Below are 12,949 nucleotides of genomic sequence, written 5' to 3' on the forward strand. Positions count from 1 at the left end.
TCGGAGGTGATATAGGGTTCCTGTATGTTTTTACTCAAGCGCGACGGATTGGCGCCATTTTCGATTGCCCTGGTGTTCAGTTGCACCTGCCTGGCCGATGACGAAGAACAATTCAATACATCGTTTCTGCAAGGCGCGCCCTCCTCTGTTGACCTGCAATCGCTGCTCGCCAGCAGTCGCGTGTTACCCGGCATTTACCGGGTCGACCTCTACGGCAACGAGACCCTGGTCGGCCGTCGCGATATCGACTTCCGTCGCCACCCCGGCACGGGCAAGGTCGAGGCCTGCCTGACCCTGGAGATGGTGCAGCAATTGGGGGTCGATATCGGCCAACTGCAAGCCAGCGGCAAACTGGCCGCTGATGACGCCGACGCCTGCATCGACTTGCCCGCCCTGATCGATCATGCCAGCGTGCGTTACGACGTGCCGCGCCTGCGCCTGATGGTCAGCGTGCCGCAAAGCGCCATGGAGCGTGGCCGCCGTGGTTACGTCGACCCGGCGCTGTGGGACGAAGGCGTGCCCGCCGCATTCATCAACTACCAGTTGAGCAGCAGCCGCAACAGCACCCAGGCTGACAACACCCTGTCCAACAACCTCGGCTTGCGCAACGGGATCAACCTCGGTGGCTGGCGCTTGCGCAACGAGTCGAACTTCAACAGCAGCACCGGCCAGCCCAGCACGTTCAAGAGCAACCGCAGCTATCTGCAACATGACGTGACCGCACTCAAAGGCCAGTTCAGCGCCGGGGATATTTTCTCCGATGCCGACCTGTTCGACAGCGTGCGCTATCGTGGCCTGAAACTGGCGTCCGACGACGGCATGCGTGCCGACAGCGAGCGCGGTTATGCGCCGGTGATTCGCGGCATTGCGCAGTCCAGTGCGACCGTGGAGATTCGCCAGAACGACTACATCCTCTACACCGCCAACGTGCCGCCGGGGCCGTTCGAGATCAGCGATATCTACCCCAGCGGTTCCAATGGCGACCTGGAAGTGACGATTATCGAAGCCGATGGTCGACGCCGGGTGACGGTGCAAGCATTTTCCAGCCTGCCGATCATGGTCCGTCAGGGCCAGTTGAAGTACAGCGTCTCGGCCGGCCAGTACAACAGCAACAGCGAGGATCAGCAGACCCCGCAGTTTGTCAGCAGCACACTGGCGTATGGCATCAGCAGCAACTTGTCCGGGATCGTCGGTGTGCAGGCCACGGACAATTTCAAGGCGTTGTCCGTCGGGGCCGGTCGCAATACTGCCATCGGTGCGATCTCACTGGACTTGACCCACTCCATGAGCAACACCTTCGGCGAAACGGTCACCGGTAACAGCTTGCGCGCGCTGTATGCGAAGACGTTCACCGGCACCGACACCAACTTCACCCTCGCCGCCTACCGTTACTCGACCGAGGGCTATCGCACTCTCACCGAGCACGTCGAGGAGTTGAGCCGCGATGGCCAGCAACGCAGCGGCAACTCGAAAACCCGCACCGACCTGACCGTCAACCAGAGCCTGGGGCGCAACCAGGAATTTGGCAGCGTCTACGTGAATGCCAGCGACCAGCGTTATTGGGGACGCGGCGGTTCGCAAAGCCTGTCGGCCGGTTACAGCAACTATTGGGGGGATGTGAGTTACAACATCGGCGCCACCTACTCCAAAGATGTCGGCAATTACGGCCCGGCGAACAACGACACGCTGGTCAACCTGTCCGTGTCGTTCCCGCTGGGTTCCAAGCCCCGTGCACCACGGGCCTTTGTCTCGGCCAGCACGCAGAAATCCAGCGACACCACGCAAATGGGCATCAATGGCTATCTGTCGGAAGACAGCGACACCTATTACTCGGTACAAGCCGGCAACAGCAGCACCGGCGGCAGCTCTGGGTCGGTCAACCTCAGCACTCGCACCTCGGTGATGGATATCAGTGCCGGCTACAGTCAGGGACGCGGCTACAACTCGCAGAACCTTAACCTGGCAGGTTCGATCGTCGGCCACGGCGGCGGGGTCAACCTGGGACAAACCGTGGGCGAGACATTCGCGCTGGCGCAGGTCGAAGGCGTGGAAGGGGTGAAAATCGGCAGTTTCAGCGGGGCCAAGACCGGCAGTAACGGCTTCGCCGTGGTGCCCAATGCGCAGCCTTATCGGGTGAACTGGATCAACCTCGACACCCGCGATCTGGGCGGCGATATCGAGATCGACAATGCGACCCGGCAAGTGGTGCCACGCCGTGGTGCGGTGGTGCTGGCGCGTTACACCAGCAAGACCGGACGCCGCGTGCAGTTCGCCTTGTTCGACGCGCAACACCAGCCGATCCCGTTTGGCGCCTCGCTGGAGGACAGCGCCGGCAAGCAACTGGCGATCTCCGACCCGGGCGGCAAGGCACTGGCGCTGGTGGAAGCCGACGCCGGTACCCTGACCATCAACTGGCAGAACCAGCGCTGCGAAGCGCCTTATGCCTTGCCGGAACGCAACAAGGCGCTGAACTACGAGCGGGTGGCGCTGGTGTGCCGCCCGACAACCTCTGAGAAATCAGCGGATCTCCAGTAACCCTTCGTCTGCGCCCACCAGCGATTGCGCCTCAGAGGACGCCATCGCTGGCAAGCCAGCTCCCACAGGGTCCTTGCCGGGCACAACATTCAGGTGCGCCGGACAGACTTGTGGGAGCTGGCTTGCCAGCGATGGCAGCGACCCGATTCAAGAAGCAAGCGCGATCTAGAAATCGCGCTTGTAGAAGATATCCAGCGAACTGGCGACACCGCTGGCCGCTTCCAGATAGACCTTCTTGCTCAGCTTGTAACGCAGCGCAATGGTACTGGCCGGTTCGAACACGCCGACGCCATAACGCAAACTGAGCTTCTCGGAAATGTTGCCACTGGCGACCACGCTGGTGGTGTTGCCACTGCCTTGGGTGTCGAGCTGGAAGTCCTGAATGCCCAGGTCCTTGGCCAGCCCGCTGGTCACCCCGGAACTGCCCATCAGGCCTAGCCCCAACGCCGCTTGCGCGAGCATGTTGTTGTCTTCGCCGTTGGTGCTCAGCGGCCGCCCGAGGACCAGATACGACAACGCCTGCTCCTGGCTCATGGCCGGCTCGGAGAAGATCTGCGTGGTCGGCTGCTCGGCGCTGCCGCTCAGGCGAATACCGGCGATCACGTCATCGGTCTGGCGAATCGCTTCGATGTCCAGATACGGCTGATCGATGGGGCCGGCGAACAACAGACGCGCACGGCGCACGTTCAGGCGCTGGCCGTAGGCGCGGTATCGGCCGTCGTTGAGCCACAGTTCGCCGCGGGTGTCCATGTTGTCGCCGATGTGCACGTGACCTTGCAGGTTGGCGGTCAGGCCGAAGCCGGCAAAACTCAGTTTGTCTTCGCCGACCACCACGTCGATGTCCATTTTCATCGCCATCGGCGGCTTGCCCTCTTCGGTCTGCGCACCGACGATGATCGTGTCGTCGGAGACTTTCACCGTCGAGGGCGGCAGTTCGCGCACAGTGATTTCGCCTCTCGGCACCTGCACCTTGCCGGCAATTTTCAACTCGTCGCCGGCCATGGAAATCTTCAGGTCCGGTGCTACTTCCAGCTTGGCGTAGGGCTCGACGGTGACCGGCAACTGCGTGCCTTTCAACGCCAGATCGACCATCAGCGCCTGGCCCCAGGCGACGTTGCCGTTGAGGCTGCCCTGGCCGGTCTTGCCGCTCTTCCAGCCACCGTCGAGGCGCACCGCTTCACCGGCGATCACCGCTTGCAGTTGCAGATCCTTCAGTTCCAGCGGCAACTCGGCGCCGGACACTTCGCCGTCGCTGAGTTTCACCGTGCCGTTGACCAGCGGCGCCAGCAGCCCGCCGGAAATCGTGCCACTGCCGTTCAAGTGCCCGGTGAGCTTTTCGACCATCGGTACAAACGGCCGCGCCACCGACAGATCCAGCCCGCTAAGACGGAACGAGCCGCTCAGCGGTTTGTTCTTTGGCAGTGGATTGAGCTGGGCCTGCACCATCAGTTCGCCAAGCTTGCCGCCGACGAAGTTGAGGTCTGTGTCGATGCGCTTCGGTGTGAGTTTGCTGGTGAGTTTCAGGGTCTGGTACGGAAAGTCCAGCCACTGATCCTTTTCCTTCATGCGCAAAGTGCCGCCGCTGGCGTCGATACTGACCACACCGTTCGGGCCGCTGGCCGGCAGGTCCAGTTGCAGGTCGGCGTTGAGCTTGCCTTGCCAGGCGAAATCCTTCGGCAACCATTGCGCGAGGCTTTCGATCGGGAATTGCTTGAGGTGGTAGCGCAATTTCGGCTCGGGCAGCAGCCGCTGGTCTTCGCCGCACAGGCTGGCATTGCCGGACATCCAGCAATGCGCGCCGAAGTTGATCTTGCCGTCAGCCAGGCGTTCGAGCCTGGCCGGGTTTTGCAGTTTCCAGTCCTGCCCACCGGCCTGAATGTCACCACTGGCCAGACGTCCGCGCCAGTTGCCCTTGTCCAGATTGCCGTCCAGCCCCAAGGCCAGTTTCAGTTTCGGCCCGATCAGGTCGAGGTTGAGCTTCTGGCTTTTGATGTCGCCCTGGGCGCTGGCGGTCAACACGCCGAGGTTAGTGTCGCCGGCCTGAATCCCGCTGCCCTTCAGATTGACCTTCGCCCGTTGCGCATTATCGAGGCTGGCATCGAGGTTGAGGCTTTGCAGGCGATTGTCCTGGTATGCCAGTTGCGCACCTTGCAGGTCGAGCTTGCCTTGCGGTGCTTTCAGCGTACCGGCGACGTTGACCTGGCCAGTGACCTGCCCGCGCAGCTGCGGCCAGAGCTGGGCCAGCCGTGTCAGCTTGATGTCGATCTGCCCGGTGAGTTTCTGTTGCAGGCTGCCCTTGCCGTTGATGCTGTTGTCACCGAGGCGGATTTGCAGGGCGTTGAGGTTCCATTGCTCGCCGGCACCGTCAGCCTTGGCTTGCAGGATCGCCGGCTGACCGCGCAGTTTGCCTTTCAAGTCGAGGTCGGCGGTCAGGCTCAGGCGCTCGTTCTTCATCTCGCCTTTACTTTTCAGCGGTCCAGCTAACGTGCCCGGCAACTCGGCGACCCAGTACGCCGGGTTCAACGCTGACAGTTCCAGCGCAGTGTCCCAGGCGATGCCGTCGGCGAACTGCACGTTCACATGCCCCTCGGCCTTGCCCTGCCCGGCTTCCATTTTCAGTTGCGGCAAAGCGATCTGTTTCAGGCTGCCGCTGAACGGACTGCTCAGGCTGAACGCCCCCGCCGGGCCATCCAGTGCGGCGGCGAAGTTACCGATGTATTGACCGTCGGTGTAGGAAACTTCGCCAGTGAAGGTACGCAAGGCGACTTGCGGCTCGTCGATCTCGGAATACAGCCGATGCCACGGAAAATCCTGCCAATTGATATTGGCCTGAGCCGTGAGGCCTTTGCTCCAGTCGACGCTGCCGGTGAGTGCGAGGCTTTGCTTGTCGTTGGCCGTCAGGTCGAGGCCGGCGATCTGCGCACCGCTGGCGTCTACCTTGCCTTTGAGCAGCAGCGCCACCGGGCCTTTGTCGGCGGGCAACGTGGCATTGCCGTTTAGCTGATAGCCGTTTTTCAGATCGCCTTCGCCGGTCAGTACCAATTGATTGAGTTGCAGGGTGTCCGGCAGATCGGCGCTCGGTTTGAACGCCTCCGCAGTGATGCGCACCTTGGCCGGCAGGTTTTCCGCCAGTGGTTGCAGCTCGCCGTTCAACTGGCCATCGAGGTAACCGCGGCTGTCGGCGTGCAGGTTGAGGGTTTTCAGCAGGTCGCCGTCAACCTTGAGCGCCAGCGTCCAGGGGCTTGTGCCGACCGATGGCAGGCTCAGGTCGCCGGCGATGTTCAACGGCCAGTTGCCGGTCGGTTGCAGCAGGCCGGAGAGGTTCAGGCTCAGATCGTCGCGCTGCAGTTTGACGCTGTCGATCTGCATCCCCTTGGCGGTCCAGTGCGCCGCCAGTTGCAGGCCCTTGAGCTGCTCGCTGCCGTTGAACAGCAGGCTGCCGACCTGCACGTCACCGAGTTCGATAGCCACCGGCAGTTGCAGGTCCGGCAGTTTGATCGGGCCACTGTCAGTCGTCTCCTCGCTCGGCGGGAATTGCAGAATGACCTGATCCGCCTTGAGCTGGTCGATGCACAGGGTCATGCGGGTCAGGCACAGCGGCGACCAGGCGAAGATCGGCTTGTCCAGCTCGACCCGGCTGCTGTCCTGCTGCCATACAAGATGATCGGCGCTCCACTGCCCGCCGAGGCGGCCCTGGAAATTCTCCACGCTCAGACCGGGCACCCACCCCAGCGCCCAGCGACTGCCCGCTTGGGTGCCGAGTACGGCGCTGATGCTCAAGACAATCAACAGCAGCAGCGCTAACAGCACCACTGCGGATATTTTCAAACCACGCTTCACAGCTCAGGCCCCATGGAAAAGTGCAGCCGGATGCCGCCATCGTCGTCCAGCGCGTGGGCCAGGTCGAGGCGGATCGGCCCCACCGGCGAGACCCAGCGCACACCGATACCGACCCCGGTCTTGAGGTTCGGCAGTTCGAGTTTGTTGAAGGAGTTGCCCTGGTCGACGAAGGTCGCCACCCGCCATTTCTCGGCGATCGAATATTGATACTCGACGCTGCCGGCGACCATGTAGCGCCCGCCGATACGGTCGCCCTTGGCGTTTTCCGGGGACAGGCTCTGGTAGTCGTAACCGCGCACGCTCTGGTCACCACCGGCAAAGAAGCGCAGCGACGGCGGTACCGAGGTGTAGCCGTTGGTGGCACTGCCGCCGACCTGCACCCGCCCGAGGAAGCGATGGTTGTCGAATACGGTGGTCAGGCCTTTGATCAACGCGGTGCCATAGAGCAGGTTGTTGTCCGAGCCGAGGCCTTCCTTCGCCACTTTGCTTTCAAACGTCAGGCGATAGCCATTGTGCGGGTCGATGCGGTTGTCGCTTTTCAGGTACGAGTAACTGATACCGGGCATCAGCAAGGTGCTGAGACCGGAGTCGTCACCGAGCTGGTATTCCTCACGCTGCCATTTCAACGAAATGACCCGCTGCCAGCCGCTGGGCAGCTTGCTGTGCCATTCCGGGCCGAACGTCAGCAGCTTGCTGAGGGTGTCGGAACCGTCGATGTCTTCATATTGATAACCGCCGGCCCAGCGCAGTTTGTCGGTCAGCGGCGGGTCGAGCGGGATGTCATAGAACAGCCCGACGTTCTGCCGTGGTGCCGACAGTTCGGCTTCCCAGCCGTAGCTGTCGCCTTGCGGATTGACCCAGTGGCGGGTCCAGTTGGCCTTGATCCGTGGGCCGACGTCGGTCGAATAACCGAGGCCCAGGCCCATGGTGCGCGGCTTGCGCGTGTCGAGTTTGACGTCCACCGGAATCACGTCATTCTTCGCCGAAGTGGGCGCGGCATCGACGCGCACGCCTTCGAAATAACCGCTCGATTGCAGGTCGCGGTTGAGTTCGGCGATCAGTTCGGAGTCATACGGCTCGCCTTCCTTGAACGGCACCATGCGTTGCAGCAGGTCTTCGTCGAAGGGCGTGTCGCCTTCGAATTTGACTTTGCCCAGTGCATAGCGCGGGCCGCTGTCGTAGATCAGTTCGATGTCAGCCACCCCCGCGCGCGGGTCGACCATGAGTTTCTGGCTGGTGAAATGGCCGCTGAAAAAGCCGAAACGCGAGGCCTGGTTCTGGATCAGCCGTTTGGCGTCTTCGTAGCGACCATGGTTGAGCACCGCGCCGGACTTGAGCACGTCGCTGTTCGGTACACGAAAGGATTTGAGAGCGGCCGCCGGGCCGTCGACACGGATGGTGACGTTACGCAGGCGAATCGGCTCGCCGGGATCAATCTTCAGCACAAGCCGCGGTTTGTCCCCGCCCTTGACGTCGCTGTCGATCTGCGGCTGGTAGTAGCCCAAGGCCTGGGCGGCCTTGCGCGCCTGCTCCTCGGCACCGCGACTGAAGCGCAGCAACGCTGCTTCGTCACGATCGCCGAGGCTGCCGATATAGCCCTCTATATTGGCCTTCAGTTCATCGTTGGACGGTTTGATCCGCACATCCAATTCACTTTGCGCCAGCGCCGCGCAGCTGGTTAACAGCATGAGCACGCCACTGGTAAATCTTCCTGGAAACTTCATAGGCGCGGATGCTATCACGGGCTTGGGAGCGTGATAGAACAGGAAATTTCCGAAAAAGTTCGATGGTCAAGCCATTGCTGTTTGTAACAGCTGTGGATTGGCGTGAAAAAATACGTGTTCACGCACCGGGCCGACGGCAACTTCGCCAATCTCCTCATAACCCTGACGTTTATAGAATTCCAGGTATCGCGGGTTGCCGGTGTCGAGCACCACGCCTTGAGAGGTTTCATCGACGGCGCACCAGTTGTGCACGGCGGTCAGCAGTTGCTCGCCGAAATGTTTGCCCTGGAACTGCGGGTGCACCCCGAGCAGCGGCAGCATGTGTACCGAATCGCCGGGCACGCAGGCGGCGACGGCATTGTGGTACTCCAGATAACGCCGAGTGCAGCGCAAACCGGTGCTGAGCACCATGCGCAGGCGCCATGCCCAGCTTTCGGTAATCCCCAGGCGACGCTGTGGCGGTGCGATCAGGGCGATGCCGATCAACCGGTCGTTGACCAACAGGCCGATGGCCGGCAGGTCCTGTAGAAAATGCTGTTTGACCAGCTCCCGCACGGTGGCGCGCACCCGTTGCTCATAGCCGGGCCGCTCGGCCTCGAACAGGTAACCGAAGGTCGGTTCGTGGCGATAGGCCTGATACAGCAGCGATCGGGCTTCGCGGGAATAACCGCGGTCGAGCATGTGAATATCGGCGATGGCGGTCTGGGTTTCAGGCATGACGATGATTCTCCCCGAGGCGCGTCCAAATGGCGGCGCTCTTGTTGGTACGAACCTTTTGCGGCTGGCGCAGTTCCCCACAGGTATAGACCAAGGCTGGATCTTCATCGACCGGGTGGGGCCCATCGCTGGCAAGCCAGCTCCCACAGTGTCCGCGTCGTTCATAACATTCATGTGCACCCGAGAAACCTGTGGGAGCTGGCTTGCCAGCGATGGGGCCCGCCCAGGCAACACAAATCCTACCGCCAAAAATGATTTCTCCCGCCCCACGCTGGCCCATCTCCCCCATGTCAGCTAGCATCGCCCTTTTGCCAGGACTGCCGACCATGAAGATCGTTTCCTTCAACATCAACGGACTGCGCGCCCGTCCGCATCAGCTGGCAGCGCTGATCGAAAAACACCAGCCGGACGTGATCGGCCTGCAGGAAACCAAAGTCCACGACGACCAGTTCCCGCTCGAAGAAGTGCGCGCCCTCGGCTACCACGTGTATTTCCACGGCCAGAAAGGCCATTACGGCGTCGCCCTGCTCTCGCGCAACGAGCCGATCGCTGTTCACAAAGGCTTCGCCACCGATGAAGAAGACGCCCAGCGCCGTTTCATCTGGGGTACGTTCGCCGACGCCAATGGCGTGCCGGTGACCATCATGAACGGCTACTTCCCGCAGGGCGAAAGCCGCGACCACCCGACCAAATTCCCCGCCAAACAGCGTTTCTACAGTGATCTGCAGGCCCTGCTGGAAAGCCAGTTCCACAACGAACAGCCGCTGGTGGTGATGGGCGATGTGAACATTTCCCCGGAAGACAGCGACATCGGCATCGGCCCGGACAACATGAAGCGCTGGCTGAAAACCGGCAAATGCAGCTTCCTGCCGGAAGAACGCGAGTGGATGGCCCGCCTGAAAAACTGGGGCCTGACCGACAGCTATCGCCACTTGAACCCGGACGTCACCGACATGTTCAGCTGGTTCGACTACCGCAGCCGTGGCTTTGAAGATGAGCCCAAGCGTGGCCTGCGCATCGACGTGATCCTCGCCTCCCACGGTCTGTTGCCACGGGTCAAGGACGCGGGCGTGGACTATGAATTGCGCGGGATGGAAAAACCGTCGGATCACGCGCCGATCTGGCTGGAACTGGCCTGACCTTCGAATCGCCTGTGGGAGCGAGCTTGCTCGCGAATGCGTTGCATCAGAAACATATCGGGTGACTGACACTCCGTATTCGCGAGCAAGCTCGCTCCCACAGTTTCATCGGTGTCATGTTTCGGTCATGCGCCTGACTTAATCTCCCCGGCAATCCCCTTGGCTTGATTCGGTGCCGGCATGACCCTGCGTGTTCTGTTCGTTTTTCTGTCGAGTGCATGGCTGTCGGTGTCTGCCGCCACCCTGCCCATCTCTGAAAACGGCCCGGTGTTGCGCATTCAGGGTTCCAACACCATCGGCGCGGCGCTTGGCCCCGCATTGGTCGAGGGCCTGTTGCAGGAACAAGGCTTGCTCAAAGTCCACCGCGAAACCCCGGACACCGCCAACGAACAACGCGTCGTCGGCCAGACCGCGCAAGGTAAACGCGTGGTCGTGGACATCGCCGCTCACGGTTCCAGCACCGGCTTCACGGCGCTGAAAGCGGCCACTGCCGACCTCGCCGCGTCATCCCGTCCGATCAAGGACAGCGAACTGCTCAGTCTGCAAGCGCTCGGCGACATGAAGAGTCCTGAAGCCGAGCAAGTCATCGCCATCGACGGCCTGGCAATCATCCTGCACCCCGACAATCCGCTGCAGCAGCTCGACACCGAGCAACTGGCGCGGATCTTCGCCGGCGAGGTGAAAACCTGGGAAGCGCTCGGCGGGCGTGGCGGGCCGATTCATTTATATGCGCGTGATGACCAGTCCGGCACCTACGACACGTTTAAGGAACTGGTCCTCAATCGTCGCGGGAAAAGTCTGAACAACGCGGCGAAACGCTTTGAATCCAGCGAGCAATTGTCCGACGCGGTCAGCGCCGATCCGCAGGGCATTGGCTTTATCGGTTTGCCCTATGTGCGTCAGGCCAAAGCCGTGGCGATTGCCGATGGCGCGTCGCAATCAATGCTCCCCTTCAACAGCCTGATCGCCACCGAGGACTATCCGCTGTCGCGGCGCTTGTTCTTCTATCTACCGCCCGACAGCAACCATCCATGGGCGAAGGCGTTGGTTGCGTTTGCACAAAGTCCGCAGGGGCAGGCAATCGTCGCAGCCAACGGTTTTATCAGCCAGACCGTACACGCCATGAGCGTCGCGCCGAATGCACTGATGCCCGAGGGTTATCAATCCCTCAGCCGCCACGCCCAACGTCTGACGGTGAACTTCCGTTTCGAGGAAGGCAGCGCGAACCTGGACAACAAGGCGCGTCAGGATCTCGCCCGCGTACTCGACTATATAGAACGCCATGAAAAAACCGACCGGGCGGTGACGCTGGTGGGCTTTGGTGATGAAAAGGATGACCCGGCGCGGGCGGACTTGTTGTCGAAACTGCGCGCGATGGCGGTGCGACGGGAGTTGGTGAAGAACGGCGTGGTGTTGCGTGAGGTGCGCGGGTTTGGCGCGTTGATGCCGGTGGCGGCGAACAGCGCGGATGAGGGGCGGATCAAGAATCGGCGGGTTGAGGTTTGGGTGTATTGAGCCTGATGTTGATGTGTTGAACCTGCTTGCGTCATCGCTGGCAAGCCAGCTCCCACAGGTTTTTTGAGCGTACATGGGTTTTGTGTACGACTCGGACACTGTGGGAGCTGGCTTGCCAGCGATGAACGATAACTCAGTCCAGGATCAGCGCTCGCTGCGCAGCATCTCTTTCGGCACATACTTGCCGATCTCGAACTTGCCAATCGCTGCGCGGTGCACTTCGTCCGGGCCGTCGGCCAGGCGCAGGGTGCGCTGCATGGCGTACATGTAGGCCAGCGGGAAATCGTTCGACACCCCGGCCCCACCATGCATCTGGATCGCCCGGTCGATCACCCGCAGCGCCACATTCGGCGCGACCACCTTGATCTGCGCGATCTCGCTCTTCGCCACTTTGTTACCGACGGTGTCCATCATGTAGGCCGCTTTCAATGTCAGCAGGCGTGCCATGTCGATTTCCATCCGCGAGTCGGCGATCTTGTCGACATTCCCGCCCAGACGCGCCAAGGGTTTGCCGAACGCGGTGCGACTCACCGAACGTTTGCACATCAATTCCAGCGCACGCTCGGCCATGCCGATCGAACGCATGCAGTGGTGAATGCGGCCTGGGCCAAGCCGCCCCTGAGCGATTTCGAAACCGCGGCCCTCACCGAGCAGAACGTTTTCGTACGGCACTCGCACGTTGTCGAACAGCACTTCGGCGTGACCGTGCGGCGCATCGTCATAACCGAATACCGGTAGCGGACGGAGGATTTTCACCCCGGGGGTGTCGACCGGCACGAGGATCATCGAGTGCTGGGCGTGACGCGGAGCGTCGGGATTGCTCAGGCCCATGAAGATCAGAATCTTGCAACGCGGATCGCACGCGCCGGAGGTCCACCACTTCTTGCCGTTGATCACCCACTCGTCGCCATCGCGCACGGCGCGGGCGGCCATGTTGGTGGCGTCGGACGAGGCAACGTCCGGTTCGGTCATGGCGAACGCCGAACGGATCTCGCCGCGCAGCAGCGGTTCGAGCCAGCGCTGTTTCTGTTCTTCATTGGCGTAGCGCACCAGCACTTCCATGTTGCCGGTGTCCGGCGCCGAGCAGTTGAACGGCTCAGGACCGAGCAACGAGCGGCCCATGATTTCCGCCAGGGGTGCGTATTCCAGGTTGGTGAGGCCGGCGCCAAGCTCTGACTCGGGCAGAAACAAGTTCCACAGACCTTCAGCCTTCGCCTTGGCTTTGAGCTCTTCCATGATCGCCGTTGGCTGCCACCGATCGCCTTCGGCAACCTGGCGTTCGAACACGGCTTCGGCCGGGTAAACGTAAGTGTCCATGAACGCGGTCACGCGCTCACGCAGTTCTTGCACCTTGGGCGAATAAGCGAAATCCATGAGCGAATACCTTCTGTGGCAGAGGTTGTTTAAGTCATGCATTCGATGCTAGAACAGCGCTGATAATTTACCTAGCCTATTCTCGGCGTGTATAAACATTCATCA

7 protein-coding genes are annotated in these 12,949 nt (G+C 61.5%); 3 read left to right on the forward strand and 4 right to left on the reverse strand.

The window, feature by feature from the left end:
- Positions 1-24 precede the first annotated feature (24 nt).
- The gene (locus ACXX9E_RS23230; RefSeq protein WP_458556268.1) at positions 25-2,535 is read left to right on the forward strand and encodes a fimbria/pilus outer membrane usher protein; all 2,511 of its coding nucleotides are present in this window, start codon (positions 25-27) and stop codon (positions 2,533-2,535) included.
- A 165-nt stretch (positions 2,536-2,700) separates the two neighbouring features.
- Here ACXX9E_RS23230 and ACXX9E_RS23235 read toward each other — a convergent pair whose 3' ends face one another.
- From ACXX9E_RS23235 to ACXX9E_RS23245, 3 genes are all read right to left on the reverse strand, one after another.
- Entirely contained in the window at positions 2,701-6,375 is a 3,675-nt protein-coding gene (locus ACXX9E_RS23235) for a translocation/assembly module TamB domain-containing protein (RefSeq protein ID WP_458556269.1), read from the reverse strand.
- Complete coding sequence (locus ACXX9E_RS23240; RefSeq protein ID WP_458556270.1) at positions 6,372-8,099, reverse strand: autotransporter assembly complex protein TamA; 1,728 nt, start codon at positions 8,097-8,099, stop codon at positions 6,372-6,374. The genes ACXX9E_RS23235 and ACXX9E_RS23240 overlap by 4 nt, the downstream gene beginning before the upstream one ends.
- A 66-nt stretch (positions 8,100-8,165) precedes the next feature.
- The gene (locus ACXX9E_RS23245) at positions 8,166-8,816 is read right to left on the reverse strand and encodes a GNAT family N-acetyltransferase (protein ID WP_123462394.1); all 651 of its coding nucleotides are present in this window, start codon (positions 8,814-8,816) and stop codon (positions 8,166-8,168) included.
- A gap of 326 nt (positions 8,817-9,142) precedes the next feature.
- On the opposite strand from ACXX9E_RS23245, the gene xthA reads away from it, so the two are divergent.
- Positions 9,143-9,955, forward strand: a complete 813-nt coding sequence (gene xthA / locus ACXX9E_RS23250) for an exodeoxyribonuclease III (protein ID WP_123462390.1) — start codon at positions 9,143-9,145, stop codon at positions 9,953-9,955.
- Between the two features lie 180 nt (positions 9,956-10,135).
- Complete coding sequence (locus ACXX9E_RS23255) at positions 10,136-11,470, forward strand: substrate-binding domain-containing protein (RefSeq protein ID WP_458556271.1); 1,335 nt, start codon at positions 10,136-10,138, stop codon at positions 11,468-11,470.
- Positions 11,471-11,614: 144 nt separating this feature from the next.
- Here ACXX9E_RS23255 and ACXX9E_RS23260 read toward each other — a convergent pair whose 3' ends face one another.
- Positions 11,615-12,844: an acyl-CoA dehydrogenase gene (locus ACXX9E_RS23260; RefSeq protein ID WP_458556272.1), complete on the reverse strand. Its 1,230-nt coding sequence runs from the start codon at positions 12,842-12,844 to the stop codon at positions 11,615-11,617.
- Positions 12,845-12,949: the final 105 nt, after the last annotated feature.

The sequence above is a fragment of the Pseudomonas sp. GNP014 genome, from assembly GCF_054344005.1.